This is a genomic window from Pantoea sp. UBA5035 (genome assembly GCF_002415245.1).
GTDB classification, from domain to species: domain Bacteria; phylum Pseudomonadota; class Gammaproteobacteria; order Enterobacterales; family Enterobacteriaceae; genus Pantoea; species Pantoea septica.
The window spans coordinates 191,972-218,511 of sequence record NZ_DICD01000010.1 but is presented as its reverse complement, the minus strand read 5'-3'; the positions used below and the strand labels follow the sequence as shown (position 1 = coordinate 218,511).

The window sequence follows — 26,540 nt, the reverse complement described above, 5'->3', positions numbered from 1 at the left end:
TGCGCGGCGGCGACATGCTGCTGCGGCGCAACGGCGTGCGGCTGAGGCTGCGCGGCTGCGGCGGACGGTTCCGCCTGCGGCGTCATGGTTGGGCGCGCTGCCGGTTCGGCAATCGCCGTTTGCGGATGGAACGCCAGCGCGCGCAGCAGGGTCATTTCGACGCCCATGCGGCGGTCAGGCGCCAGCGGCAGATCTTTGCGCCCCATCAGCAGCGTCTGATAGTAGAGCTGAACGTCGGCGGGCGGCACCACGCGCGCCAGTTCGCGCAGGCGCGGCGCGTGGCTCTCTTCTTCATCGCTGATCGAGCCGGGCAGCAGCTGCACCATGGCGATACGGTGCAGCAGACGCAGCATCTCTACCAGCAGCGCTTCCCACTCAACGCCGCGCGACGCGGCCTGGTTGAGCAGCGTCATCACCTGTTCGCCGCTGCCGTCCACCAGCGCCTCGATCAGGCCCAGCGGCTGCTCGTCGTCCAGCGTGCCGAGCATCTGGCTGACGATGAGGCTGCTGACTACGCCCTGCCCCATCGCGATCGCCTGATCGGCCAGGCTAAGCGCGTCGCGCATGCTGCCGTCGGCGGCGCGCGCCAGCAGCTGCAGCGCGCGCGGTTCGTTTTCGATCTGCTCCTGCTGCAGCACATAGTCGAGCTGCTTGCGGATCAGTTCGACGTCCAGCGCCTTGAGATGAAACTGCAGGCAGCGGGAGAGGATCGTCACCGGCAGCTTTTGCGGATCGGTGGTCGCCAGCAGGAATTTAACGTGCGAAGGCGGCTCTTCGAGCGTTTTCAGCAGCGCGTTGAAGCTGTGGCGCGACAGCATATGCACTTCGTCGATCAGATAGACCTTAAAGCGGCCGCGCGCGGGGGCATACTGCACGTTATCCAGCAGATCGCGCGTGTCTTCCACCTTGGTGCGCGAGGCGGCGTCGATTTCGATCAGATCGACGAAACGGCCCTGTTCGATCTCGCGACAGTTGTCGCACTGGCCGCACGGCGTGGCGGTGATGCCGGTTTCGCAGTTGAGTCCCTTCGCCAGCAGGCGCGCGATGGTGGTTTTGCCCACGCCGCGCGTGCCGGAGAAGAGATAAGCATGATGGAGACGTCCCAGTGACAGTCCATTCGCCAGCGCGGTCAGGACATGTTCCTGACCGACAACGTCAGCAAATGCCTGAGGACGCCATTTTCGCGCAAGTACCTGATAGCTCATGTGGATTCGATCACTGGATGTGGTTGGAAAGATGAGCGCAGACGCGCTGCAACCCCTGTATATCGTTGCAGTAGTTTAACAGCGACGGCGGGCATTGCCTATCACTTGCTGGCCTCGCGCGCGGCGAGGCCATCGTCACTTAGTGACCCGGGAAGTTGACCAGGCTGTAGCAGTTGACGCCCAGCGCTTTCAGGCGAGATTCGCCGGTCAGATCGAAGAGGTTAATCACGAACGCGGCGTCTTTGACCTCGCCGCCTGCGCGGCGGATCAGCTTGACCGTGGCTTCGATGGTGCCGCCGGTCGCCAGCAGATCGTCTACCACCAGCACCACGTCGCCAGGCTTAATGGCGTCTTTATGCAGCTCGAGCGCATCGGTGCCATATTCCAGCTCGTAGGATTCGCTGAAGGTCTCGCGCGGCAGTTTGCCTGGCTTGCGCACCGGCACGAAGCCGACGCCTAATCCCAGCGCGACCGGCGCGCCGAACAGGAAACCGCGCGCTTCGGTGCCGACCACTTTGGTAATGCCACGATCGCGGTAGCGCTCGACGAGCAGCGCGATGGTCGCGGCGTAGGCTTGCGGATCTTCCAGCAGGCTGGTGACGTCGCGGAAGAGGATCCCGGGTTTCGGGTAATCCGGAATGCTTTTAATGCTCTCTTTAATGAATTCAAGCTGCTGCGCAGTTGCGGTCATAATGTTACGCCTGGTAAAAACTTTATATCGCGCAGCTTCCATAGCGTCAGATTCCAAAATGAATCAGACGCAGAGAGTAAAAAAAGGGAAGCCACGCACGAAGATGCCCAAATCTAAGCAAATGGCCGGCTAAATGCAACCTTATCGCGGCGGCGCGCGATCGTCGGGCGATTCGGCCACCACAGGAATACGCCACATCATCAGCAGCAAAAAGCAGAGCATTACGCCAAGAAAAAGGCGTACCCACAGAATTTTCACCAGCCAGATTGAGAGGCAAAAGGTCGCCAGCGTCAGCACCATGGCGCGCCCTTTCGCGCCCGGCGGCATCGCGCGGTGGCGCTGCCAGTGGCGCAGATAGCGGCCAAACGGCGAACGCCACAGCAGCCAGTGGTGAAAGCGCGGCGACGATCGGGCGAAGCACCAGGCCGCCAGCAGCACGAATGGCGTGGTCGGTAATAATGGTAATACAATGCCCAGCGCGCCGAGTATGATAGCCAGCCAGCCGAGAGTCAGCAGTAAAATACGTTGCATAGCCTTGCCTGAATCCTTTGCATGCGCGCTACGTTAGCACAGATAAGGAAAAGATAATGGCGGACGCCACCACACAACAACGCCTGGCCGCCTGCCTGGCGGCGCTTAAAGCGCAGATCGCGCGCCATCCCGACGGCTACTGCCGCACGCCGCGCTTCGACCGCCAGCTGTTTACCGCCAGCGGCACGCGGCTGGCAGACTATCTGCAGGAGATTGAGCGCAATCTGCAGCTGCTCTGCGCCTCATCGAATGCGCAAGAGCGCGTCTGGCTGGCGGAGAAGCTGGTGAATCAGATTGCGGCCCTGCAGCGCGAAGCGAATACGCAGCAGCTGCGTCCGCGCCGCGAACGGCCCGCGGCGACGCCGCGCCAGCAGAAGCTGGCGGAATACCGCGAGTATGAGCGGCGGCTGCAGGCGATGATCGACCAGCGCGAACAGCGGCTGGCGCTGGCAGAGAGCCTGGCGGCGCAGCAGCAGTTGAAGCAGGATCTCGAGGTGCTGGAGGGCCGCATGGCGCGCTGTCGTCAGGCGATTCATGCGGTGAACTGGGCGCTTTCGCTGCGCGGCGACGCTCTCTGACGCCTATACTTAGCGCCATCTGTTCAGGAGCCTGAAATGGGAATCATCGCCTGGATTATCACGGGAGCGGTCGCGGGCTGGTTGAAACGGCGCTTTTTCCCCGGTCGGCCCGGTGGCCTTGTCGCCACGCTGGTGCTGGCGGTCGTCGGCGCGCTGGTCGGCGGCTATATCGCCAGCTATTTCGATCTTGGCTCGCTGGCGACGCTCCACCCCGCCGCGCTCGGCATCGCGCTGGCCGGCGCGCTACTTATGCTGCTGGTCGCAGCGAAACTGCGTATATAAGGAACGAGAATGTCACTGGAAAACGCGCCTGACGAGATAAAACTGGCGGTGGATTTGATTCAGTTGCTGGAAGAGAACCGCTTGCCAGCCGATACCGTGCTGGCGGCGCTGGCGATCGTGCAGCGCGACTACGAGAAAAAGCGCGACGCGGAGCGTCAGGCCTGATGCGACGCGGTTAACGTCGGACTCAGACGCAGCATATCAATAAAGGCTTCGACGATTTGCGGCGCGCTCGCGGCCAGGTCGAAGCTCTCCGGCGTAAACAGCCAGCTCTCCATCATGCCGTTGACGTAGCCCCGCATCAGCAGCGCCGCCTGGCGGGTATTGAGCGTGACGGGTAATTGCCCTGCCTCAATGCACTCTTTCAAAACATCTTCTATTTTGTCATAACACTCTGACAGCAGGCTTTGCTGCATGATTTGCAGCGCGGCCATTTCGCCGACGAACTCGCACTTATGGAAGATGATCTCCATCAGCGCGCGGCGCTGCGGATCCTTTGCTGTCGCTTCAAAGATATAGATCAGCATCGCGCGCAATACAGAAAGTGGATCGCCAGGGTATTTTGTCTGATACTCAAGTTCCACATCATCAAGCCCAGCGTCGGTGCGCAGCCAGATTTCGTGTAACACATCGGCTTTATTTTTAAAGTGCCAGTAAATTGCGCCCCGCGTTACGCCAGCCGCGGCGGCAATATCCGCAAGCGAAGTGGCGGAAACGCCCTGGCAGGAAAATAACGCAAGGGCGGCATCAAGAATTTGATGACGCGTTTCAAGTGCTTGGGCTTTGGTTTTTCGTGCCATAGGGAGCTTTTTTTACAAACTGGCAAGTTTACATACATTTGTGAATGTATGTACCATAGCACGACCCGGGTTTTAGCGCAGCAATGGGTTTATCGGTTTGTGATCCATTGATCAATTGATATCGGACACTAGAGGTTTATTTATGAATAAAAACAGAGGATTAGCGCCTCTGGCGGCCGTCCTGATGCTTTCAGGCAGCTTTGTGTTAACAGGATGTGATGATAATAAATCCCAGCAAGCCGCCCAGCAGCACCCGCCGGAAGTGGGGGTTGTTACCCTTAAAAGCGAACCCCTGAAGATCACCACGGAGCTGCCGGGCCGTACCTCCGCCTATCGCGTGGCTGAAGTGCGCCCTCAGGTTTCCGGTATCATTCTGAAGCGTAATTTTGTAGAAGGCAGCGATATCAAAGCGGGCGAATCGCTTTATCAGATCGATCCTGCCACTTATCAGGCAAGCTACGACAGCGCCAAAGGCGATCTGGCGCAGGCGGAAGCCAACGCCCGCATCGCGCAGCTGACGGTTAACCGCTACAAGCCGCTGCTCGGCACCAAATATATCAGCCAGCAGGATTACGATAACGCCGTCGCTACCGCCGCGCAGAACGCCGCCGCGGTGCAGGTTGCGAAAGCGAACGTCGAAACCGCCCGTATTAATCTGGCCTACACCAAAGTGACCTCGCCTATCAGCGGTCGTATCGGCAAATCGTCCGTGACCGAAGGGGCGCTGGTGCAGAGTGCGCAGACCACCGCGCTGGCCACTGTGCAGCAGCTCGATCCGATGTATGTCGACGTCACCCAGTCCAGCGACGAGTTTATGCGCCTGCGCGCGGAGCTGGAATCTGGTCAGCTGAAACAGGTCGACGGCAAAGCCACCGTTACCCTGCTGATGCAGGACGGCAGCGAATCGCCGCAGAAGGGCACGCTGGAGTTCTCGGACGTGACGGTTGACGAGACCACCGGCTCTATCACCCTGCGCGCTATCGTGCCGAATCCAGATCACAAACTGCTGCCGGGCATGTTCGTCCGCGCGCGTCTGGAGGAAGGCACCAACCCGAATGCGCTGCTGGTTCCGCAGCAGGCCGTCGCCCGTACGCCTACCGGTCAGGCGACCGTAATGGTGGTTGGCGCGGACAACAAGGTTGAAGTGCGCAGCGTCAACGCCGCGCAGGCGATCGGCGACAAATGGCTGGTAACCTCTGGTCTGAAAGAGGGTGAACGCGTGATCAGCGTCGGCACGCAGCGCGCGAAGCCAGGCGCTCAGGTGACGCCGCAGGAAGTCTCTGCCGAGCAGAAATCTGACGCGAATGCGCAATCCCAGACCCAGTCTGAAAAAACTTCGTCTTAACAGGAGCCGTTGATACATGGCTAAGTTCTTTATCGATCGCCCCATCTTTGCGTGGGTAATCGCCATCATCGTGATGCTGGCGGGTGCGCTATCGATTCTTAAGCTGCCGATCGAGCAATATCCCAATGTTGCTCCGCCGGCCGTGCAGATTCGTGCCGCCTATCCGGGCGCCGATGCGAAAACGCTGCAGGACTCCGTGACGCAGGTTATCGAACAGAATATGAACGGTATTGATGGGCTGATGTACTTCTCATCAAACAGTGATTCTTCCGGTAACCTGCAGCTGACCCTGAGCTTTGAATCCGGCACCGATCCCGATATCGCGCAGGTCCAGGTGCAGAACAAACTGCAGCTGGCGATGCCGCTGCTGCCGCAGGAAGTGCAGCAGCAGGGTATTCAGGTGCAGAAATCCTCCAGCAGCTTCCTGATGGTGGCGGGTTTCGTCAGCGATGACGGCTCAATGACCCAGAACGATATCTCCGACTTCGTCGCATCGAATATCAAGGACCCTATCAGCCGTACGCCAGGCGTGGGCGATACCCAGATCTTCGGTGCGCAGTATGCGATGCGTATCTGGATGGACCCGGCCAAGCTGAATAACTACCAGCTGACGCCGGTCGATGTCATTAGCGCCATCAACACTCAGAACGCCCAGGTCGCGGCGGGTCAGCTCGGCGGCGCGCCTGCCGCGCCAAACCAGCAGCTCAACGCCTCGATTATCGCCCAGACGCGTCTCACCTCGACCGACGAGTTCGGCAAGATCCTGCTGAAGGTGAATACCGACGGCTCGCAGGTTCGCCTGCGCGACGTAGCGAAAATCGAGCTGGGCGGCGAGAACTACGAGGTTATTGCACGCTATAACGGCAAACCGGCTTCCGGTATCGGTATCAAACTGGCGACCGGCGCAAACGCGCTGGATACGGCCAATGCGGTGAAGGCGGAGCTGGGCAAACTGCAGTCGACCTTCCCGGCCGGCCTGAAAGTGGTTTACCCCTATGACACTACGCCGTTCGTTAAAATCTCGATCTTCGAAGTCGTAAAAACCCTGTTTGAAGCGATCGTGCTGGTGTTCCTGGTGATGTATCTCTTCCTGCAGAACTTCCGCGCCACGCTGATCCCGACTATCGCGGTGCCGGTGGTGCTGCTCGGCACCTTCGCTATCATCAGCGCCTTCGGCTACTCGATAAACACGCTGACGATGTTCGGTATGGTGCTCGCCATCGGCCTGCTGGTGGATGACGCCATCGTAGTCGTGGAGAACGTTGAGCGCGTGATGGCCGAAGATGGCCTGCCGCCGAAAGAGGCGACCAAGGTCTCAATGGAGCAGATTCAGGGCGCGCTGGTCGGTATCGCGCTGGTGCTCGCGGCGGTCTTTATCCCGATGGCCTTCTTCGGCGGCTCAACCGGCGTTATCTACCGTCAGTTCTCTATTACCATCGTTTCTGCGATGGCGCTGTCGGTGCTGGTGGCGTTGATCCTGACGCCGGCGCTCTGCGCCACGATGCTGAAGCCGATCAAGAAAGGCGATCACGGCAAAACCACCGGTTTCTTCGGCTGGTTTAACCGCCTGTTCGACAAGAGCACCAACCACTACGTCGACAGCGTCGGCCATATCGTGCGCAGCACCGGCCGCTATCTGCTGATCTATCTGGTGATCGTGGTGGGCATGGCGTATCTGTTCCTGCGCCTCCCCTCCTCGTTCCTGCCGGAAGAGGATCAGGGCCTGCTGCTCGCTCAGGCGCAGCTGCCTGCGGGCGCGACGCAGGAGCGTACGCAGAAGGTCATGGATCAGATTACGGACTACTTCCTGAATAAAGAGAAGGACAGCGTGAAGTCGGTGTTTACCGTTAACGGCTTCGGCTTCTCGGGCCGCGGTCAGAACACCGGTATCGCCTTCGTCAGTCTGAAACCCTGGGATGAACGCAGCAGCAGCGATCTGAAGGTGCCGGCTATCGCCGGTCGCGCCATGGCCGCGCTGGGCCAGATCAAAGATGCGATGGTGTTCCCGTTCAACCTGCCGGCGATTATCGAACTGGGTAACGCCACCGGCTTCGACTTTGAGCTGATCGACCAGAACAACCTTGGTCATGAAAAACTGACCGAAGCGCGTAATCAGCTGCTGGGTATGGTGGCGCAGCACGCCGATACGCTGGTGGGCGTGCGTCCTAACGGCCTGGAAGATACGCCGCAGTACAAGCTGACTATCGATCAGGAAAAGGCGCAGGCGCTGGGGGTATCGCTTTCCGATATCAATACCACGCTCGGTTCCGCCTGGGGCGGCTCTTACGTCAATGACTTTATCGATCGCGGCCGCGTGAAGAAGGTCTACGTAATGGGCGAAGCCAAAGATCGTATGCTGCCTGACGACATTAGCAAATGGTACGTACGCAACAGCAGCGGCAATATGGTGCCCTTCTCCGCCTTCTCGTCGGCGAAGTGGCAGTACGGTTCGCCGCGTCTGGAGCGCTATAACGGCCTGCCGTCGATGGAGATTCTGGGCCAGGCTGCGCCAGGCAAGAGCTCCGGCGACGCCATGAACCTGATGGAAGAGCTGGCGTCGAAACTGCCTGCGGGCATCGGCTATGACTGGACCGGCATGTCCTACCAGGAACGCCTCTCCGGCAACCAAGCGCCTGCGCTCTATGCGATCTCGCTGATTGTGGTCTTCCTCTGTCTGGCGGCGCTCTATGAGAGCTGGTCGATTCCGTTCTCGGTAATGCTGGTGGTGCCGCTCGGGGTTATCGGCGCGCTGATCTTTACCACGCTGCGCGGACTAAGCAACGACGTTTACTTCGTGGTGGGTCTGTTGACCACCGTCGGGCTATCGGCGAAGAACGCCATTCTGATCGTCGAATTCGCCAAGGATTTAATGGAGAAAGAGGGCAAAGGTCTGGTAGAGGCGACGCTGGAAGCCTGTCGTATGCGTCTGCGTCCGATTCTGATGACCTCGCTCGCCTTTATTCTCGGCGTGTTGCCGCTGGCGATCAGCACCGGCGCAGGTTCCGGCGCGCAGAACGCCGTCGGTACCGGCGTAATGGGCGGGATGGTGACGGCGACTGCGCTGGCGATCTTCTTCGTTCCGGTCTTCTTCGTGGTGGTGCGCCGCCGCTTCGGCAAGAACAAAGCGGAACTGGAAAAAGGTCACTCAACCGAACAGAGCCATCAGCATTAATCTTTGCTGAATCACAAAAGGCCGCGCAAGCGGCCTTTTTTATTGCTTGCGCGCCTGTTCGCCCCTCTTCACTCACTTACCCGATGGTTAACCCGCAAAAGATCGCTGAAGGATCTTTTTGCCATCCTGGCCGACACAGGTTGCATTTATCGCCAACGCGCGCCATAATATTGTTACTTTATAACATAACATTTTCGAGGCGTTATGAAACCGACTATTCATCCTGACTATCGTCCTGTGGTGTTCCACGACACCACCGTCGATAAATATTTCAAAATCGGCTCCACCATCAAAACCGAGCGCACCGTCGAGTTCGAAGGTGAAACCTTGCCCTATATGACGCTGGACGTCTCGTCTGCTTCCCACCCCTACTACACCGGCAAGCAGAAAGAGTTCGCCAAAGAGGGGAGCGCCGCGCGCTTCAACCAGCGCTTCGGCCGCTTTCTTAATAAATCAGGACGCTAAAAATGCAGGTATTGAGTTCGCTGGCGTCGGCAAAGAAGCGCCACAAGGATTGCAAGATCGTGCGCCGTCACGGACGTGTTTTTGTGATTTGCAAATCGAATCCGCGCTTTAAAGCGGTGCAGGGAAGAAAGAAGAAACGTTAGTGAGTGTCGTGACAGCTGGCCGGGGAACTCCCCGGCCTTTTTTATTTCATGCTGCGGATCATCGCTTCGACATTGTGACGGAACGCCGCGACATAGGTGGGCGCAGGACCGGAAGGCTGCGACAGCGCTTCTGGATAGAGCTCGCCGCCCGGCTGCGCGCCGGTTGCGCTGGCGATCTGCTTCACCAGGCGTGGGTCGGTCTGATTTTCAATAAAATAGCTATGGATATGCTCAGCCTTGAGCTGCTGGATCAGCCCGCCGACCTCGCTGGCGCTCGCTTCCGCTTCGGTAGAGAAGCCGACCGGCGCCAGAAAGGTCACGCCGTAGCGCTGCCCGAAATAGCCGAACGCGTCGTGGCTGGTCAGCACCTTGCGCTTTGCCGCAGGTATCGCCGCAAAGGCGCTTTTTGCCCAGCCGTCCAGCGTCTGCAGCTGCTGAATATACTTTTCGCCGCTGCGGCGAATCGCATCGGCGTCTTGCGGATCCGCCTTAATCAGGGCATTCATCACGTTGGCGGCGTAGATGACGCCGTTTTGCATGCTATTCCACGCGTGGGGATCGGTCACGGTTTTCCCCTCCTCTTCCATCCTGCGCGTCGCTACCCCGCGCGAGGCCACCACGGCGTCGCCTTTATAGCCCGAAGCGCTCACCAGACGATCCATCCAGCCCTCCAGCCCCAGGCCGCTGACGAAAACCAGATCCGCGCTGGCCAGCGCCTGGCTATCCTGCGGCGTCGGCTCGAAGGTATGGGGATCGCCATTCGGCCCAACCAGCGATTTTACGTTCACGTGCTCGCCGCCCACCTGCTTCACGATATCCGCCAGTACGGTAAAACTGGCGACGACATTCACGGTTTTCGCCATGGATAGCGGGCTGATCAGCAGCGCGCCGATCGCCAGGCTTAACGGTAACTTCTTCATAAATACCCCTGTTTAATGGCGGCGCAGAAGGCCGCCGCATGGACCTGCCAGAATAGAAAGAAAAAAGAGCAGCGCGGCGCTCAGCACCACCGCCGGGCCCGCCGGCAGCGAGAAGCGCCAGGAGAGCACCAGTCCGATAACGGCCGCGGCAATCGCCAGCCCCATCGCAGCGGCGAGCATCCATGCCAGATGCCGGCTCCAGAAGCGGGCGCTGGCGGCGGGCAGCATCATCAGCCCGACCGACATCAGCGTGCCAAGCACCTGAAAGCCCGCCACCAGATTCAGCACCACCAATAGCAGAAACAGGCTATGCACCAGGGGCGCGCTCCATTTACCCTGCGCGCGCAGAAAATCGGGATCGAAAGCGTCAATCACCAGCGGCCGGTAGATCGCCGCCAGCATCAGCAGGGTAAAGGCGGCAATGGCGCCGACCAGCAGCAGCGCTGGCTTATCCACCGCCAGCAGCGAACCGAACAGCACATGCAGCAGATCGACGCTCGATCCGCGCAGCGATACCAGCGTGACGCCGAGCGCCAGCGAGCCCAGGTAGAAACCGGCGAAGCTGGCGTCCTCTTTCAGCGGCGTGTAGCGGCTTACGGCGCCGGAGAGCAGCGCCACCGCCAGCCCGGCGATAAGCCCGCCAACGCCCATCGCCACCAGCGACAGGCCCGATATCAGATAGCCGATGGCCGCGCCCGGCAAAACCGCGTGCGACAGCGCGTCGCCAATCAGGCTCATGCGACGCAGCGATAAGAAAACGCCGAGCGGCGTAGCGCTGACCGCCAGCGTCACGCAGGCGATCAGCGCGCGCCGCATAAAGCCGAATTCGATAAAAGGCTGAATCAGCGTCATGAGGCCAGGCTCCGCAGGGCGACCGACGCCTCTCTGGCAGGGGGCGCGCCAGCATCGTCCAGCGACAGCATCTCGCTGAAATAGCGCTCTACCAGCGGGCGGTCGTGCAGCACCACCAGCAGCGTGGTGCCCGCCTGCCGCTGCTGTTGCAGGATCGACATCAGCAGCGTCACGGTTTTGCTGTCGATGCCGTTAAAAGGCTCATCCAGCAGCCACAGCGGGCTGCGCTGCAGCAGCAGCCGGGCGAATAGCACGCGCTGCAGCTGACCGCCCGACAGCGTGGCGGGCTGCGAACTGGCGAAATCGCGCATTTGCACCGCATCCAGCGCTCGCTCGATCTCCCGACGCATGGTGCGGCTGATGCCGCCAAACCAGCCGCAGCGCGGCCAGCAGCCGATCGACACCAGTTCAAAAACGGTTAACGGAAAGCGCGTTTCCAGTTCGCTGCGCTGCGGCATCCAGCCGATAGCCTTCCGGGGAAGTTGCAGCTCGCACTTTCCGGCAACCGGTTTTATCAGTCCGGCGATGGTTTTTAGCAGCGTCGATTTGCCGCTACCGTTAGCGCCGACCAGCGCCGTCATGCTGCCGGACGTTAACTCGGCATTAATGACCGGCGTTACCGCCCTGTTCTGATAGCCAGCCTGCAGTTGGGTGAAGCGCATCATGATGCGACTCCCCATTTTATCGCCAGCGCCAGCAGGACAATGATGAACAAGGCGACAGCGACTCTTCCGCCCAGTGAAAGCAGCATTCCACTCTGATTCATAACCCACTCATTATGTTATAACATAACAATAATCTATCCTAATTTTAGCGCGAGGCGTGCAGGCAATATGTTTCAAAAGGTATCAGCCGTCCTGTACGCCTTCTTAAAAAGAGATGCCATTTATCTGATTCAGTGAGGAAAAAAGCTTTAGGAATAATAACAATAGGTTTTGCCGTTAAGAGAGGAGTTGCAAAGTGGTTGCACAAGTCTAATGATCGGTTTAACAATCTATTGAAGCGGTAAATGAAATGTCTCTGCAGCTTGAAAGCAATATCAACCCGGATAACCCGCCTGTCCCAGAATTAACGGCGTTTATCCAACGGAATATTCCCAAAATAGCGCAACCTCTGGCAGGTGATTTGCAATGGTATTCACCGCATGCGCAGTTAGTTCCAGAGAGTTTTAAAATAAAGTCTGTAGAAAAGTTAGCCAGCAATCGTTTTAAAATGCTTTATCAATTTGATGGACATATATTTAGTCCTTGTCTGGATTTAAATGAAGTTTTTACCCGCGAAGAGCAGGTTCTGTTTCAGGTTCTTCCCGGCAGACTTGAGTTTGAGCTGATTGAGAGCCAGCACCCCTCACCCGCTGACGAATTGTAATATTTGGTAATTGAGGTGAGCAAATCTAATGATTGTGTTTTATATTTAATGTATCCCAAGCCCTGACCGCTATTCGTAACCACTTCCTGGCCGCTTAACCTTAACTCGCCGCATTGCGGTATCCGTGCAAGCTATGGAGGGGAAAAAGATGGACGAGTACTCACCGAAACGGCATGATATTGCCCAGCTTAAATTCCTGTGTGAGAGCCTGTTTGACGAAAGCATGGCGACGCTGACCGACAGCCATCACGGCTGGGTTAACGACCCAACTTCTGAGAACAATTTACAGCTTAATGATTTGATTGAGCACATTGCTTCTTTCACGATGAATTACAAAATAAAGCATGCTGAAGATGAAGATCTGATAACGCAAATCGACGACTATCTTGACGATACCTTTATGCTATTCACTAATTACGGTATCAACGCCCAGGATCTGAATCGGTGGCAGCGTTCCGCCCGACGCTTATTTAATCTTTTTAGCGAAGAGTGCGCTTTCCTTCAGCAACCCAGTCACTCCATTTAGGTAAACACGAGACCGGTTTATTTATGAACGATAAAAATCTGACTAAAACTGATTATTTGATGCGGCTGAGACGCTGCCGCTCGATCGATACGCTTGAACGCGTGATTGAAAAGAATAAGTACGAATTATCCGATGACGAACTGGCGGTATTTTACTCAGCCGCCGATCACCGTCTGGCTGAACTGACGATGAATAAGCTTTACGATAAAGTTCCTGGCTCAGTATGGAAGTTTGTGCGTTAACACACTGTTTTTCCTTCCTCTTAGCGACAACACACCCGCTTTATTCTAAATAAATCTTTAACTGGCCATGGAGTGGCGGTTATGAGAGACGTCTGGGGATTTTCCGAGGGGAGAAAGTGGTGGAGGCCCTGCCAGCCACATCCCGGCACACGCGTCGCCTGCTGCGGCTGCTTCCTTCCGGACCTGACCGAGTTCACAAGTTAGCATTGCGGGAGGACCAACAGAGCCTCCATTGACAAGCCCTCTTTCGAAGGCGGGGGCATTATCAGGGAAGCCCCCGGCAATTGCAAGCGCCGTCCGGATGACCGTTGTTTTCTTGAACAATGCGTCTCGCCAGAGGGCCGCATGGCTGTGCTACAGTAGCGTTTTTGCTTCTGCGCAAGGTCGCTATGGATTCGCAAGAGAGTTTTCAGCAGCGCATATGGCACATCGTGGCCGCTATTCCGCCAGGCAAAGTCGCCACCTATGGCGATATCGCCCGGCTGGCAGGTTCGCCGCGCGCGGCGCGTCAGGTGGGTGGCGTACTGCGTCGTTTGCCCGCCGGCAGTCGGCTGCCGTGGCATCGCGTCATTAACCGTCACGGCACTATTTCGCTACAGGGCGACGATCTGTTAAGACAGCGCGACGCGCTGGCGGCGGAAGGCATTGAGATAAGCGACGACGGGCGCGTCGCGCTGGATGTTTATCGCTGGCAGCCCTGACAGCGGGGCGAAACCGCCCCGCTCTGAGGTGATTACAGACTGGTTGGTGCAGGCACGGCGGAAGATGGCGTGACCTGAGTCGGCGAGGTCGACGGCACAGTGCTGACCGCGCCGGGCTGCGTAGGCAGCGCGGTTTGCGGTACCGGCACCAGCAGCAGTTCTGCTTTGGTGCCGCCCTGGTTGATGACCGGTTTCACCGAATCGGTGATAAAGGCCAGCTTGCCGTCGATAGTAATAGCCGCGCTCAGCAGAATACGCGCGTTAGGCTGGATATCCGCCGGGTTAAACGGCAGCACGAACTGGAACGGCGCCTGCTTGCCCTGCGTGTGCACGGCGCGCTGCGACAGCACTTTCGATGGCGCGTTCGATACTGTTGCGTCGGAGAGCGTGACCGTCAGCACCGCGTCAGGCGGCAATGCGATCCGCTGACGAATATAGACTGAACCGCTCACGTTAGGCTGCGCAATCGCCGCCTGTTGCCCTGCCGCGCTGGCGCCCAGCGTCGGTACCGGTACCGGCTTGCTGTGATCGGCGCAGCCTGCGGCGGCTGCAATTAAGGTAATACCACTTACCACTTGCCAGAGTTTCATTGATGTCGTCTCCATCTGATCACTATGATTATCGGCTGCGAATTCATCGCCTGGGGTTTCATTCGCCTTATGTGGTTAATCCTGGCATAAAATCCAGATATTTCCTCTCTCTCCCCGCGTGGCGTCCGCTGCACTCTTTGATTGACGGCAACTGGTCGGATCTTTCACACTGAGCGGGTTAACTTTGTGAGGATTGCACTATGAGCCAGGCGCTGCAAAATCTGCTGAATTTATTAAATCTGGAAAAGCTGGAAGAGGGTCTCTTTCGCGGCCAGAGCGAAGATTTAGGACTGCGTCAGGTGTTTGGCGGTCAGGTGGTCGGCCAGGCGCTCTACGCGGCGAAACAGACCGTGCCGGAAGAGCGTATTATCCACTCTTTCCACAGCTACTTTTTACGGCCGGGCGACAGCAAAAAAGGCATTATTTACGATGTGGAAACCCTGCGCGACGGCAAAAGCTTTAGCGCGCGCCGCGTCAGCGCGGTACAGAACGGGCAGCCTATTTTCTATATGACCGCCTCGTTCCAGGCGCCCGAGAGCGGCTTCGAGCATCAAAACGTGATGCCTGAAGTGCCCGGCCCGGAGACGCTGGCGTCAGAGCAGGATCTGGCGCAAAAGATGGCGCATCTGCTGCCGGAAAAGGTGCGGGAGAAGTTTATCGCCGAGCGGCCGCTGGAGATACGCCCGGTTCAGATCCACAATCCGCTGAAAGGGCGCGTCGACGAGCCGGTGCGTCAGGTCTGGATCCGCGCCAACGGCGGGCTGCCTGCCGATCTGCGCATTCACCAGTACCTGCTGGGCTACGCCTCCGATCTCAACTTTCTGCCGGTGGCGCTGCAGCCGCACGGCAAGGGATTTCTTGAGGCGGATATGCAGGTCGCCACCATCGACCATTCCATGTGGTTTCACCGCCCGTTCAACTTCAGCGACTGGCTGCTCTACAGCGTAGTAAGCACCTCGGCCTCCGGGGCGCGCGGTTTTGTGCGCGGCGAGTTCTATAACCAGCAGGGCGTGCTGGTCGCTTCGACCGTGCAGGAAGGGGTGATGCGTCAGCGCAGCGAATAAGCTATCAGGCCGCGCAAAGGCAAAAAATAAGGGGCGAATCGTCGCCCCTTTTTGTTTTTTCTTTTTTTAGCGCACTGCTTTTCTTGCCCGACGGCTTACTGGTTGTAAGCGTTCTCGCCGTGGCTGTTAACGTCCAGACCTTCGCGCTCCTGCTCTTCCGGCACGCGCAGGCCGACAATCATATCCGCCAGCTTAAAGCCGATAAAGGCGACCACCGCAGACCAGACGATCGTTACGCCGACGCTGAGCAGCTGCACCCATACCTGATGGCCCATGGTGACGCCTTCCGCATAGCCGACGCCGCCCAGCGAAGAAGAGGCGAACACGCCGGTCAGGATACAGCCGACGATGCCGCACACGCCGTGCACGCCGAAGACATCGCAAGGGTCGTCCACGCGCAGCATTTTCTTCAGCGAGGTCACGCCCCACAGCCCGGCCAGACCGCCCACCAGGCCGATAATCAGCGCGCCGCCGACGCCTACATAGCCGCAGGCCGGCGTAATGGCCACCAGGCCGGCGATAAAGCCCGAACAGGCGCCCAGCAGCGACGGTTTGCCGCGCACCGCCCACTCGCCGAAGGTCCATGACAGCACCGCGCCTGCGGTTGCCACCACGGTGTTCAGGAAGGCCAGCGCGGCAATTTCGTTAGCGGCGGAGGCGGAGCCGGCGTTAAAGCCGAACCAGCCCACATAGAGGATCGCCGTGCCGGTGAAGACCATCGGCAGATTATGCGGTTTGAACGCCTCTTTGCCGAATCCGGCGCGTTTGCCCACCAGATAGGCGCCTACCAGACCCGCGATAGCGGCGTTAATGTGCACCACGGTGCCGCCAGCGAAGTCCAGCGCGCCATCCTGTGCAAGGAAACCGCCCGCCCAGACCATGTGCGCAATCGGCAGATAGGCTAGCGTCACCCACACGCCGACAAAAATCAGTACGGCGGAGAAGCGAATACGCTCGGCGATGGCGCCGACGATCAGACCCACGGTGATACAGGCGAATGACGCCTGGAACGCCACGTGGATATACTGATAGAAGCTGCCCATGACCGCTTTCAGCTCGATGTTTTTCAGCATCGCCCACTGAAAGCTGCCGAAGAAGGCATTGCCTTCGCTAAAGGCCAGCGAATAGCCGTACACAATCCACAGCACGCAGACCAGCGCAAAGGTCACCGCCACCTGCGTCAGCATAGAGAGCACGTTTTTGCCGCGGATCAGACCGCCGTAAAACAGCGCGATCCCTGGAATCGTCATAAACAGCACCAGCGCGGTGCAAATCATCATAAATGCGTTGTCGGCCTTATCCGCTACGGCAGGCGCAGCCATCGCCAGCGACGGTAACAGCGACAGGCTGATGAGGCCCAACAAGGTGAGTGCTTTATTCATTTTTTTCCATCCCATCAGATAACGTAGCCGAAATTAGAGCGCGGCTTCGTCGGTTTCACCGGTACGAATACGGATAACGCGCTGCAGCTCGGCGACAAAAATTTTGCCGTCGCCGATCTTGCCGGTATAGGCCGCTTTGCTGATCACATCCACCACTTCGTCGAGCTGGTCGTCGGCGATTGCGACGTCGATCTTGACCTTGGGCAGAAAGTTCACGCTGTACTCGGCGCCGCGATAGAGCTCTGCATGGCCTTTCTGGCGACCGAACCCTTTAACTTCAGAGACGGTCAGCCCCTGAATGCCGATAGAGGAGAGAGCTTCGCGCACATCCTCCAGTTTGAACGGTTTGATGACCACGGTAACCAGCTTCATTGCATCCCCTCCGGGTAATAGACAAGTGAGTCGCCTCAGACACGCAGAGACAGAAGCAAAGGCTGTGCCAGGAATGAAAACGCGCAGGCGGCGCGGCATAAATGCAGCCCGGCCCGGCCTGAATTGGCAAAAGAAGAGAGTGGAAAAAGGAAAGCGAAACCAGAAGCTAAATAAACTGCACTTCTTTGGTGCTTGTGGCCTCAAAGAAGTGCAAGGAGTGAGAACATTCTGATAAATGCGCGCAAAAAAGGTGCAATTTACTCTGCGGTAGCGACCGCCTTGCCCGACGCGAGTTCATCGCCCGCCTGCTGCAGCTGATACATCTGCCAGTAGCGTCCCTGTCGCGCCAGCAGCCCGGCGTGATCGCCCTGCTCTACCACCTGACCACGATGCAGCACCAGAATAGTGTCGGCCTCGGTAATGGTCGACAGACGATGGGCGATTACCACCAGCGTGGTGTGCTGGCGCAGCTTGCTCAGCGTCTGCTGAATCGCCTGTTCGGTGCCGGAGTCGATATTGGCGGTCGCCTCGTCGAGGATCAGGATCTGCGGCATCTCCACCAGCACGCGCGCCAGCGCCAGCAGCTGCTTCTGCCCGACCGACAAATTATTGCCCTGCTCGCCCAGCCGCGTATGAATGCCGTCTGGCAACGCGCGCGCCAGCGAGGCGAGCTGCACCTGCTCCAGCGCCTGCCAGACCGCCTCTTCGCTGATATCGCGACCGAGGCGCACGTTAGCCAGCAGGCTGTCCGCCAGCACCACCGGATCCTGCTGTACCATGGCGATGCCGCGACGCAGCGTCTGATGGCTGAGCTGACCAATGGGACGATCGTCCAGCCAGATTTCGCCGCGCGTCGCCGGGTAGTAGCCCATCAGCAAATTCGCGAGGGTGCTTTTACCGCTGCCGGTATGGCCGACCAGCGCCACGAAACTGCGCGCTGGCACCTCAAGGTTAATATCGCTCAGCACCTCGCGATCGGCGCGATAGGCGAAACTCAGCTGACGCAGCGAGATGCGTCCTGACATCAGAGGGCGATCGTCGCTGCCGTAGCGCTGCTGCGTCGCATCCATCAGCTCGAAAATGCGTTCGCCCGACACCACCGCCTGTTGCAGCATCGACTGCTGCGTCGTGAGTTCGATCAGCGGTTCGTTGAGACGGCCAAGATAGGTGATAAAGGCATAGAGCACGCCGACTTCGAAAATGCCCGGCGAGGAGAAGCTGAACAGCATCAGCAGCCCGCAGAGGATCATCGCCGAAAACAAGCTGAGCAGCGGACGCAGCAGAAAACCGTCGAGCCGCAGCGTTTGCATGCGCGCCTGATAGTGCGAGCGGCTGGCCTGGCTCATGCGCTCGCCGAAGCGCGCCTGCTGGCGAAACTGCTGGATCACGCTCATACCGTTGATCACTTCGTTAAAGCCGTTGTTGATATCCGCCAGATAGCTGCGCACGCGGCGCGCGATAGGCGTGCTGTAGCGCTGATAAATCAGCATCACCGTCAGCACCAGCGGGAAGATCGCCATCGCCACCAGCGCCATGCGCCAGTCCAGGCTGAACATCGCCACCATCATCGCGCCGATCAGCGCCGCGCTGCGCAGCACCGTCGCCACCACCGTCACGTAAAGATCCCTGATCACTTCGGTATCATTGGTGACGCGCGAGATAATCTGTCCAACCGGCTGGGTGTCGAAGGCGCTGAGCGGCTGACGCAGCGCCGCGTCCATAACGTCGCTGCGCAGCTGCTGCACTACGCCGATCGCCGCGCGGTTAAACAGCAGCGCCTGAAAATAGTGCAGACCTGCCGCCAGCAGCTGGAGGAGAATAAAGCCCGTCACCAGCCCGGCGACGATGCCCCAGGGCATCTGATGCTTCGCCACCAGGTTATCGATAAAGTAGCTGACCAGCACCGGTCCGGTCACCTCGGCCGCGGCGGCGATCCAGAGCAGACCGACCGCCAGACCCAGCGATTTTCGCCACGGGCTGCCGTAGGCGAGCAGCCGCTTCAGCGTCGGCCATAAGCGTTTAGAGGTCGCCATCGAGCGCTCCTTTTGCCGATTCGTCTTCGTCCAGCGCCGCCTCAAGCTGCTGATAGCGATACATATCGCGATACCAGCCCGGCTGCGCCGCCAGCGCGTCATGATCGCCGCGCTGGGCGATCTCGCCCTGCTGCAGCACCAGAATTTCGTTCGCCTCCGCCAGCGCCGACAGGCGATGTGCGCTGATGATCAGCGTGCGCCCTTTGCCCCACAAACGCAGGTTGTGCAAAATATCGTGCTCGGTGCGGCCATCGACCGCCGACAGGGCGTCGTCGAGGATCAGGATCTCCGCATCGAGCAGCAGCGCGCGCGCAATAGAGAGCCGTTGCTTCTGGCCGCCGGAAAGCATCACGCCGCGCTCGCCCACTTCGGTGGCGTAACCCTGCGGCAGCCGCAGGATATCCTCATGCACGCAGGCCAGCGTCGCCGCGCGCTCAATCTCCTCCTGAGTGGCGTCGGGCTTGCCCAGCGCGATATTGCTCGCCACGCTGTCGGAGAAGAGGAACGGCGTCTGGCTGACGACCGCCAGCCGACTGCGCCAGCTGTCGATGCGCAGCTGCGTCAGGGGAATGTCGTGGTAGCGGATATCCCCCTGGTCGATATCGAAATGGCGCTGCAGCAGGCTGAGTAGCGTGCTTTTACCGCTGCCGGTCGGGCCGCACAGGCCCAGCATCTGCCCGGGCTTCAGCGCAAAGTTGAGGTTGCGCAGCACCGGCGCGGCGCTGGCCGGATAGCGAAACTCGCGGATCGAAGCCTGCAGCACGCCCGCTTCCGCCGGCGGTTCACGATCGCCATCCTCGACCGCAGGCGCTTCCGCCAGCAGCGCGCCGATGCGGCTCCAGGCGGCGCTGCCGCGCTCGACGATGTTGAACATCCACGCCAGCGCCAGCATCGGCCAGATCATCAGGCCGAGATACATCACAAAGCTGGTGAGCTGACCGAGCGTCAGCTGGTCGTGCCACACCATCCAGCTGCCGCCGCCAATCGCCAGCAGGTTCGAGAAGCCGATAGCGATATAGATGGTCGGATCGAAACGGGCGTCCACGCGCGCCACGCGCAGGTTTTTCGCGCCGGTGTCGCGCGCAATAGCGGAGAATTGATCCGACTGGTGCGACTCCAGGCCGAACGCCTTAATCATGCGGATGCTGGTCAGGCTCTCCTGCGTCTGGTCGTTCAGGCTGGAGAAAGCCGCCTGCGCCAGCTTAAAACGGTCATGCAGCTGGTTACCGTAGCGGTGGATAAACAGCGCCATGATCGGCATCGGCACCAGCGACAGCAGCGTCAGCTGCCAGCTGATCTGCAGGCTCATCACCAGCAGCACCACGCAGCCCATTACCAGCGAATCCACCAGCGTCAGCACCCCTTCGCCGGCGGCAAATACCACGCGATCCACGTCGTTAGTGGCGCGCGCGATAAGATCGCCGGTGCGATGGTGCAGGTAAAAAGCGGGGTGCTGGCGGCTGAGCTGGCGATAGAAATCTTCACGCAGTTCAACGGCAAGCTGATAGGAGGCGCCGAACAGCAGCACGCGCCAGACGTAGCGCAGCAGATAGGTCGCCACGGCGGTCACCAGCATCACGCCGATCCACATCATAATAGTGCGCCCGCTCATGGTGTGATGCGTGACGCCATCGACGATCACGCCCACCAGATGCGGCGGCAGCAGCTGCAGGATAGCGATAACGATCAGGAGAGTGATCGCGCCCAGATAGCGTCGCCACTCGCGGATGAAATACCAACTTAACTGGCTGAATAGTCGCACTACGCTCTTCTCTTTCTTTTGCCTCAGGGGGCAACGGGTAACGCCGTGGTGTATTTAATCTCCTCCATGGCGAAGCTGGAGGTGACGTCGATCAGGCCCGGCACGCTGTTGACCAGACGCTTGTAAAAGTCGTCGTAGCGTTTCATATCCGCCACCTGAATGCGCAGCAGATAGTCGAACTCGCCCGCCGTGCGGTAGAACGCCAGCACCTCAGGCATCTCCTGCACCGCCGTGACGAAGCGCTGATACGATTCGCGGCTGTGCTGCTGCGTTTTCACGAACATAAAGGCGGTCAGCGCCAGGCCGAGCTTTTCCGCATCCAGCAGCGCGACGCGTGCACGGATGATACCGTCATCCTCCAGCTTTTTCAGTCGCTTCCAGCATGGCGTGGTGGTGAGGTTGACGGCGTCCGCCAGCGCCTGCAGCGACAGCGTGCAGTCCCGCTGCAGCAGATCGAGTAAACGACGGTCAGTTTTATCTAACATTTGCCTCCTCGGGAGAATATTTTTCTCCAGGTACGCCATTATAGCGGGAATAAAGCCAACTCTTTTTCCTGCCCGTGCCTTACAATCAGCGCATCTTATCAGCCGGAATCGCATCATGAGTAACTGGACTCGCCACGCCATTAATGAAATCAACGCGGACTTTCAGCGCTCCGCCGAAACCCACCTGATCCGCTTTCGTCTGGCGGACTATCCCGGTATCGATTTCTATCTGAAAGATGAGAGCACACATCCCAGCGGCAGCCTGAAGCATCGGCTGGCGCGCTCGCTGTTTCTTTACGGGCTGGCGAACGGCTGGATCAACGAGAACAGGCCGGTGATCGAGGCCTCTTCCGGCAGCACCGCGGTCTCGGAAGCCTATTTCGCTCAGCTGCTCGGCCTGCCCTTTATCGCCGTCATGCCGGCGAGCACCGCGAAGCGCAAAATCGAGCAGATCCAGTTCTATGGCGGCCAGTGCCACTTCGTCACCGACCCATGCGAGCTTTACAGCGCCTCGATGCAGCTGGCGCGCGAGCTGAACGGCCATTTTATGGATCAGTTCACCTACGCCGAGCGCGCCACCGACTGGCGCGGCAATAATAACATCGCCGAGAGTATTTTCCGCCAGATGGCGCTCGAGCCTTGTCCCGTGCCGCATACGCTTATTATGGGCGCCGGCACCGGCGGCACCTCGGCGACGCTGGGCCGCTATATTCGCTATCAGGGCTTCGCCACGCGGCTGCTGGTGGTCGATCCCGAGCACTCGGTGTTTTACGATTACTGGCACAGCCGCGACGCGACGCTGCGCAGCCCGCGCGGCAGCCAGATCGAAGGCATCGGTCGGCCGCGCGTCGAGCCCTCTTTTATGCCCGACGTGATTGACGAAATGATGAAGGTGCCGGACGGCGCCACGCTGGCGGCGATGCTGAAGCTGGCGCACATTATCGGCCGTAAGCCAGGCGCCTCAACCGGCACCAATTTCTGGGGCATGATGCAGGTGGCGAAGCGGATGCGAGCGAAAGGCGAACGAGGCGCGCTGGTGACGCTGATGTGCGACAGCGGCGAGCGCTATCCCGACAGCTATTACGATGAAGGCTGGGTCGCGCGGCAGTTTGGCGATATCAGCCGCTGGCAGCGCGAGCTGGAATAAAATCGCGGACTCCCTGTCCGCTTCACTGTAATCCTCAGCATTCGGGGGAATACGCGAGGTGCGGCGTCGCCATCCAGTGATCTAAATAGTGAGACACCGCCTGTGTCTCGCAATGGCCGATAACCGGCAAATGGGGCAGCGCGGACTTGAGCTGGCTCATGGCGTTGCCCATCACAAACCCTTTCCCCACCAGTCCCAGCATTTCCCGGTCGTTCATGGCGTCGCCGAAGGCCATGCACTCCGCCAGCGGCAGCGAAAGATGCTGACACAGCATGGCAAGCGCGCTGCCTTTGTTGCAGTTGAGCGGCAACACCTCCAGACAGTCGAGCGCCGAGAAACAGATATGGGCGCGGTCGCCGAGCGCCGCCTCCAGCTGCGTTTTCAGCTGGCAAAGCCGGTCGTGACTCTCGACGAAGCAGATTTTGGTGACCTGGTGCGCGGGAATGCTTTTCAGATCGCGCAGCTGGTAGCGAAAGCCGCTCAGCGCGTGCGCCTGCAGCATCTGCGGCACCGGCACGTCGGTAAACCAGCCGTCGTCGTTGAAAACGTGCACCGTGGCGGCGCTATCCCAGCGGCTGTGCAGCACCTCTTCCGCCACCGAAGGGGAGAGATCGCTGGCGAACAGCAGGTTGCTGTCCAGATCGTGCACGCGCGTGCCGTTCCCGGTGATCAGCCAGGCGGGCAGCGTGATGCGCTGCCGCAGGATCTGCATCTCCAGCAGGTGACGGCCGGTAGCGAACGCCAGCTGCACGTCGCGCTGATGCAGCGCCAGCAAACTGTTTAACGTCTGCTGGCCCAGCTGATGGCTGGGCAGCAGCAGCGTGCCGTCCATATCGAATGCGGCAAGTCGCGCCATTGCTTTCTCCCGTTGATAAATCAGCGTTCACTATCGCCTGGCAATCCCGGAACTAATAGTGAATACTTTTCGAAAACTGTTCCGGGTTTTCTATGCGCCAGCTTAATCGCCTTAATCAGTTTCAGCGCCTGTGGCAGCAGAGCCAGGGCGCGCCCCAGCAGACCTGCGTGGCCGAGATGGCCAGCCGCTGCTTTTGCAGCGATCGCCACCTGCGTACCCTGCTGTCGCAGTGGCAGCATGCAGGCTGGCTGCGCTGGCAGGGCGAATCGGGGCGCGGCAGGCTGGGCACGTTGACCTTTCTTCGATCGCCCGAACAGCTGCGGCAACAGCTGCTGCAGACGCAGCTGCAGGCGGGCAACGCCGCCGAAGCGCTGCAGGTGCTGGATATGGCGCCGGAGCGGCTGGTGGATCTGCTGCGTCCGCTGATGGGCGGCCAGTGGCAAAACGACGCCCCGGTGCTGCGCATCCCCTACTATCGTCCGCTCGATTCCGTCGCGCCGCTGCAGATTGTCGGGCGCGCCGAACAGCACCTGGCGCGCCAGCTCTTTTCCGGCCTGACGCGATTCGAAGCGGATGAACCGGTCGGCGATCTGGCGCATCACTGGCAGCACGCCGACGAGGGGCGTGTCTGGCTGTTCTGGCTGCGTCCGCAGCTCTTCTGGCATAACGACGAGCCGCTTCAGGCCGTGCAGCTGGTCGAGCAGTTTCAGCGCATTTTGCAGGACGCGCGTGCGCAGCGTTTGCTGGCGGACGTCGCAAGCGTAGACGCGCCGCATCCGCTGGCGCTGCGCTTTCAGCTCAGCCGCAGCGACTACTGGCTGCCCTGGCGACTGGCGCATCAGCTCTGTTTGCTGCCCCATCCTCAGCAGCCGCGCCTCGGCAGCGGCCCCTGGAAGCTGGCGCACTTTACGCCCGAGCTGGTGCGTATCGAGAGCCATACGCGCTGTCACCTGCAGCTGCCGCTGATGCAGGCCGTTGAGTACTGGATTACGCCGACGCTGTTCGATCGCGCGCTCGGCACCAGCTGCCGCCATCCGGTGCAGATCGCCATTGGCGATGCGGCGGATCTGGCGTCGCTGCGTCCGGTCAGCCGCAGCATCAGCCTCGGCTTTTGTTACCTCGCCTGTCGGCCGCGCGCCGGTTTTAGCCCGGCGCAGGCGCGTCGTCTGCTCCGCCTGCTGCAGCAAAGCGGCATCGTTGCGCAGCTGCCGCTGGAAGAAGGGCTAATTACGCCGAGCAAAGAGCTGCTGCCGGGCTGGCCGGTGCCGCCGGTGGAGAATGAGGCGCCGCATCTGCCGCCGCGCCTGACGCTGCACTACCAGCTGCCGGTCGAACTGCATGAGATGGCGCAGGCGCTGCGTGAACTATTAAGGGCAGAGGGCTGTGAGCTCACCCTGATCTTTCACGACGTGAAAAGCTGGCAGAGCAGCGAGGATCTGGCGCAGGCGGATTTGGTGATGGGCGACCGGCTGATCGGCGACGCGCCGCTTTTTACGCTGGCAAGCTGGCTGGAGATCGATCGGTTGTGGCCTGCGGAAACCAGCCAACATCTTCGTCAGCAGCTGTCACGGATACAGCAGCAGGCCGACGGCGAGGCGAGGCGCGCCGCGCTGCACCAGCTCTACCACAGCCTGATGCGCGACGGTCTGCTGCTGCCGCTGTTCAACTATCGCTATCAAATCTTTGCGCCTCCAGGCGTAGAGGGCATCCAGCTGAATACCCTTGGCTGGTTCGACTTCAGCCGCGCCTGGGTTCCGCCGCCGCTGACGGCGTGAAGGCGCGCTTCCCGCTGTTCAGCGGGCGGGAGAGTGATTACCATAGGCGCAAAATTTTCGACCAGGACAATATGATGAAACGAGCCGTTGTAGTCTTTAGCGGTGGACAAGACTCCACCACCTGCCTGATTCAGGCGTTGCAGCAGTATGATGAGGTGCACTGCGTCACCTTCGACTACGGCCAGCGTCATCGCGAAGAGATCGACGTCGCCCGCGCGCTGGCGCTGAAGCTGGGCGCGCGCGCCCATAAGGTGCTCGACGTCACTCTGCTGAATGAGCTGGCGGTAAGCAGCCTGACCCGCGACAACATTCCGGTCCCCTCTTACGATCCCGCCGCCAGCGGCCTGCCGAGCACCTTTGTGCCGGGACGCAATATTCTGTTTCTGACCCTCGCCTCGGTTTACGCGTATCAGGTCGAGGCGGAGGCTGTGATCACCGGCGTCTGCGAAACCGATTTTTCCGGCTATCCCGACTGCCGCGACGAGTTCGTTAAAGCGCTCAACCACGCGGTCAGCCTCGGCATGGCGCGCGAGGTGCGCTTTGAAACTCCGCTGATGTGGCTCAATAAAGCAGAGACCTGGGCGCTGGCCGACTACTGGCAAAGCCTGACGCTGGTACGCGAAGAGACGCTGACCTGCTATAACGGCGTCAAGGGCGACGGCTGCGGCGAATGCGCCGCCTGTCATCTGCGCGCGCGCGGCCTGAACGACTATCTCGCCGATCGCGACGCCGTGATGGCGGCGATGAAAAGCAAAAGCGGCCTGGTCTGATATCGGCGCGGCGCCGCTCAGGCGCGCCGCGCTGTTGACTCAGGCGGAGAAGGCCTCCAGCCGCGCGCGCAGCTCGCTCTCCAGCGCGACCGCTTTCTGCGTGCGCAGATCGATACAGACAAAGGTCAGCGCCGCATCCGCCACCAGGGTTTCGCTCCCCGCCAGCGTTACGCGCTGGGTAATCACGCCGCTTTTCCCGTTCAGCTGCGTCATTTCGCTGTGAATAGCCAGAACGTCGCCCAGCACAGCCGGGCGACGGTAGTTGATATTGATATTCACCACCACGAACGCCAGCTGCTGCTGTTGCAGCCAGTTGAACGCGTCCGCCTCTTCGAGCCACTGCCAGCGCGCCTCTTCCAGAAACTCCAGATAGCGCGCATTGTTGACGTGCTGATACACGTCGAGGTGATAGCCGCGAACTTTAATCGTGGTCTGCATGCCTGACATCTCCTGTCGTTAAAAAGGACCTAACTGGTTGGACCT

At 59.8% G+C, this 26,540-nt stretch carries 30 protein-coding genes and 1 other RNA gene; 15 read left to right on the top strand and 16 right to left on the bottom strand.

What is annotated here, in order from left to right:
* The 3 genes from dnaX to B3229_RS07480 all read right to left on the bottom strand — a co-directional run.
* On the bottom strand, positions 1-1,205 hold a 1,205-nt coding region (dnaX, locus tag B3229_RS07490; RefSeq protein ID WP_286870236.1), incomplete at its 3' end, for a DNA polymerase III subunit gamma/tau.
* A gap of 139 nt (positions 1,206-1,344) precedes the next feature.
* A complete protein-coding gene (gene apt, locus B3229_RS07485) occupies positions 1,345-1,896 on the bottom strand; it encodes an adenine phosphoribosyltransferase (RefSeq protein WP_048784550.1) in 552 nt (183 codons plus the stop codon).
* 141 nt (positions 1,897-2,037) lie between these two features.
* Positions 2,038-2,427 (bottom strand): DUF454 family protein, encoded by a 390-nt coding sequence (locus tag B3229_RS07480; RefSeq protein WP_286870235.1) that lies wholly within the window; start codon positions 2,425-2,427, stop codon positions 2,038-2,040.
* A gap of 56 nt (positions 2,428-2,483) precedes the next feature.
* Here B3229_RS07480 and priC point away from each other — a divergent pair, with 56 nt between their 5' ends.
* Genes priC through rsmS form a run of 3 tightly spaced genes read left to right on the top strand, consistent with a single transcriptional unit; the run spans position 2,484 to position 3,452 of the window.
* Positions 2,484-3,005: a primosomal replication protein PriC gene (priC, locus tag B3229_RS07475; RefSeq protein ID WP_048784552.1), complete on the top strand. Its 522-nt coding sequence runs from the start codon at positions 2,484-2,486 to the stop codon at positions 3,003-3,005.
* A gap of 36 nt (positions 3,006-3,041) precedes the next feature.
* Entirely contained in the window at positions 3,042-3,287 is a 246-nt protein-coding gene (locus tag B3229_RS07470; RefSeq protein ID WP_048784553.1) for a GlsB/YeaQ/YmgE family stress response membrane protein, read from the top strand.
* Between the two features lie 9 nt (positions 3,288-3,296).
* On the top strand, positions 3,297-3,452 hold the full coding sequence (gene rsmS, locus B3229_RS07465; RefSeq protein WP_065426302.1) for a pleiotropic regulatory protein RsmS: 156 nt from the start codon (positions 3,297-3,299) through the stop codon (positions 3,450-3,452).
* Here the strand turns inward: rsmS and acrR are convergent.
* Entirely contained in the window at positions 3,443-4,087 is a 645-nt protein-coding gene (acrR, locus tag B3229_RS07460; protein ID WP_033752672.1) for a multidrug efflux transporter transcriptional repressor AcrR, read from the bottom strand. The two genes, rsmS and acrR, sit on opposite strands and share 10 nt — an antisense overlap.
* A gap of 142 nt (positions 4,088-4,229) precedes the next feature.
* Here acrR and B3229_RS07455 point away from each other — a divergent pair, with 142 nt between their 5' ends.
* From B3229_RS07455 to ykgO, 4 genes are all read left to right on the top strand, one after another.
* Positions 4,230-5,432: an efflux RND transporter periplasmic adaptor subunit gene (locus tag B3229_RS07455; RefSeq protein ID WP_033752673.1), complete on the top strand. Its 1,203-nt coding sequence runs from the start codon at positions 4,230-4,232 to the stop codon at positions 5,430-5,432.
* A 16-nt stretch (positions 5,433-5,448) separates the two neighbouring features.
* Positions 5,449-8,604 (top strand): efflux RND transporter permease subunit, encoded by a 3,156-nt coding sequence (locus B3229_RS07450; RefSeq protein WP_286870234.1) that lies wholly within the window; start codon positions 5,449-5,451, stop codon positions 8,602-8,604.
* 204 nt (positions 8,605-8,808) lie between these two features.
* Positions 8,809-9,069, top strand: coding sequence for a type B 50S ribosomal protein L31 (locus B3229_RS07445; protein ID WP_286870233.1), 261 nt, complete (start codon positions 8,809-8,811; stop codon positions 9,067-9,069).
* Between the two features lie 2 nt (positions 9,070-9,071).
* Positions 9,072-9,212, top strand: a complete 141-nt coding sequence (ykgO, locus tag B3229_RS07440; protein WP_071997379.1) for a type B 50S ribosomal protein L36 — start codon at positions 9,072-9,074, stop codon at positions 9,210-9,212.
* Positions 9,213-9,253: 41 nt separating this feature from the next.
* Here the strand turns inward: ykgO and B3229_RS07435 are convergent, their stop codons facing one another.
* The 3 genes from B3229_RS07435 to B3229_RS07425 are packed head-to-tail and all read right to left on the bottom strand — an operon-like array spanning position 9,254 to position 11,649.
* Positions 9,254-10,132, bottom strand: a complete 879-nt coding sequence (locus B3229_RS07435) for a metal ABC transporter substrate-binding protein (protein WP_286870232.1) — start codon at positions 10,130-10,132, stop codon at positions 9,254-9,256.
* Positions 10,133-10,144: 12 nt separating this feature from the next.
* Positions 10,145-10,984: a metal ABC transporter permease gene (locus tag B3229_RS07430; protein ID WP_286870231.1), complete on the bottom strand. Its 840-nt coding sequence runs from the start codon at positions 10,982-10,984 to the stop codon at positions 10,145-10,147.
* A complete protein-coding gene (locus B3229_RS07425; protein ID WP_286870230.1) occupies positions 10,981-11,649 on the bottom strand; it encodes a metal ABC transporter ATP-binding protein in 669 nt (222 codons plus the stop codon). Before B3229_RS07425 ends, B3229_RS07430 begins: the two co-directional genes overlap by 4 nt.
* 349 nt (positions 11,650-11,998) lie before the next feature.
* Here B3229_RS07425 and B3229_RS07420 point away from each other — a divergent pair, with 349 nt between their 5' ends.
* The 3 genes from B3229_RS07420 to B3229_RS07410 all read left to right on the top strand — a co-directional run bounded on the left by B3229_RS07420 (position 11,999) and on the right by B3229_RS07410 (position 13,120).
* Complete coding sequence (locus tag B3229_RS07420; RefSeq protein ID WP_048784560.1) at positions 11,999-12,352, top strand: hypothetical protein; 354 nt, start codon at positions 11,999-12,001, stop codon at positions 12,350-12,352.
* A 148-nt stretch (positions 12,353-12,500) separates the two neighbouring features.
* Entirely contained in the window at positions 12,501-12,878 is a 378-nt protein-coding gene (gene tomB, locus B3229_RS07415) for an Hha toxicity modulator TomB (RefSeq protein WP_033752682.1), read from the top strand.
* Between the two features lie 23 nt (positions 12,879-12,901).
* On the top strand, positions 12,902-13,120 hold the full coding sequence (locus tag B3229_RS07410) for an HHA domain-containing protein (RefSeq protein WP_033752683.1): 219 nt from the start codon (positions 12,902-12,904) through the stop codon (positions 13,118-13,120).
* Positions 13,121-13,246: 126 nt separating this feature from the next.
* Here the strand turns inward: B3229_RS07410 and ffs are convergent.
* Positions 13,247-13,343, bottom strand: an RNA gene (gene ffs, locus B3229_RS07405) — signal recognition particle sRNA small type.
* A gap of 166 nt (positions 13,344-13,509) precedes the next feature.
* Here ffs and B3229_RS07400 point away from each other — a divergent pair.
* On the top strand, positions 13,510-13,821 hold the full coding sequence (locus B3229_RS07400; protein WP_048784561.1) for an MGMT family protein: 312 nt from the start codon (positions 13,510-13,512) through the stop codon (positions 13,819-13,821).
* 32 nt (positions 13,822-13,853) lie between these two features.
* On the opposite strand, the gene B3229_RS07395 is transcribed toward B3229_RS07400, so the two are convergent.
* On the bottom strand, positions 13,854-14,411 hold the full coding sequence (locus B3229_RS07395; RefSeq protein WP_048784562.1) for a YbaY family lipoprotein: 558 nt from the start codon (positions 14,409-14,411) through the stop codon (positions 13,854-13,856).
* A gap of 200 nt (positions 14,412-14,611) precedes the next feature.
* On the opposite strand from B3229_RS07395, the gene tesB reads away from it, so the two are divergent.
* A complete protein-coding gene (gene tesB, locus B3229_RS07390; RefSeq protein WP_286870229.1) occupies positions 14,612-15,475 on the top strand; it encodes an acyl-CoA thioesterase II in 864 nt (287 codons plus the stop codon).
* A gap of 95 nt (positions 15,476-15,570) precedes the next feature.
* Here tesB and amtB read toward each other — a convergent pair whose 3' ends face one another.
* The 5 genes from amtB to B3229_RS07365 form a co-directional block, all read right to left on the bottom strand.
* Positions 15,571-16,857, bottom strand: coding sequence for an ammonium transporter AmtB (amtB, locus tag B3229_RS07385; RefSeq protein WP_048784564.1), 1,287 nt, complete (start codon positions 16,855-16,857; stop codon positions 15,571-15,573).
* 33 nt (positions 16,858-16,890) lie between these two features.
* Positions 16,891-17,229 carry a P-II family nitrogen regulator gene (gene glnK / locus B3229_RS07380; protein ID WP_033752690.1) on the bottom strand — a complete coding sequence of 113 codons (339 nt, stop codon included), beginning with the start codon at positions 17,227-17,229 and terminating at the stop codon, positions 16,891-16,893.
* 257 nt (positions 17,230-17,486) lie between these two features.
* Positions 17,487-19,262, bottom strand: coding sequence for a SmdB family multidrug efflux ABC transporter permease/ATP-binding protein (locus B3229_RS07375; protein WP_286870228.1), 1,776 nt, complete (start codon positions 19,260-19,262; stop codon positions 17,487-17,489).
* Positions 19,249-21,024, bottom strand: coding sequence for a SmdA family multidrug ABC transporter permease/ATP-binding protein (locus tag B3229_RS07370; protein WP_286870227.1), 1,776 nt, complete (start codon positions 21,022-21,024; stop codon positions 19,249-19,251). The genes B3229_RS07375 and B3229_RS07370 overlap by 14 nt, the downstream gene beginning before the upstream one ends.
* A gap of 23 nt (positions 21,025-21,047) precedes the next feature.
* Positions 21,048-21,509, bottom strand: coding sequence for an Lrp/AsnC family transcriptional regulator (locus tag B3229_RS07365; RefSeq protein ID WP_286870226.1), 462 nt, complete (start codon positions 21,507-21,509; stop codon positions 21,048-21,050).
* A gap of 115 nt (positions 21,510-21,624) precedes the next feature.
* Here B3229_RS07365 and B3229_RS07360 point away from each other — a divergent pair, with 115 nt between their 5' ends.
* Positions 21,625-22,656 carry a PLP-dependent cysteine synthase family protein gene (locus B3229_RS07360; protein WP_239670395.1) on the top strand — a complete coding sequence of 344 codons (1,032 nt, stop codon included), beginning with the start codon at positions 21,625-21,627 and terminating at the stop codon, positions 22,654-22,656.
* 34 nt (positions 22,657-22,690) lie between these two features.
* On the opposite strand, the gene cof is transcribed toward B3229_RS07360, so the two are convergent.
* Positions 22,691-23,512 carry an HMP-PP phosphatase gene (cof, locus tag B3229_RS07355; RefSeq protein WP_286870225.1) on the bottom strand — a complete coding sequence of 274 codons (822 nt, stop codon included), beginning with the start codon at positions 23,510-23,512 and terminating at the stop codon, positions 22,691-22,693.
* Positions 23,513-23,604: 92 nt separating this feature from the next.
* On the opposite strand from cof, the gene B3229_RS07350 reads away from it, so the two are divergent.
* Both B3229_RS07350 and queC read left to right on the top strand, forming a co-directional pair.
* Entirely contained in the window at positions 23,605-25,287 is a 1,683-nt protein-coding gene (locus B3229_RS07350) for an SgrR family transcriptional regulator (RefSeq protein ID WP_286870224.1), read from the top strand.
* Between the two features lie 74 nt (positions 25,288-25,361).
* Complete coding sequence (gene queC / locus B3229_RS07345) at positions 25,362-26,057, top strand: 7-cyano-7-deazaguanine synthase QueC (protein WP_216492256.1); 696 nt, start codon at positions 25,362-25,364, stop codon at positions 26,055-26,057.
* Between the two features lie 39 nt (positions 26,058-26,096).
* On the opposite strand, the gene B3229_RS07340 is transcribed toward queC, so the two are convergent.
* Positions 26,097-26,495 (bottom strand): YbgC/FadM family acyl-CoA thioesterase, encoded by a 399-nt coding sequence (locus B3229_RS07340; protein WP_048783350.1) that lies wholly within the window; start codon positions 26,493-26,495, stop codon positions 26,097-26,099.
* Between the last annotated feature and the right edge of the window lie 45 nt (positions 26,496-26,540).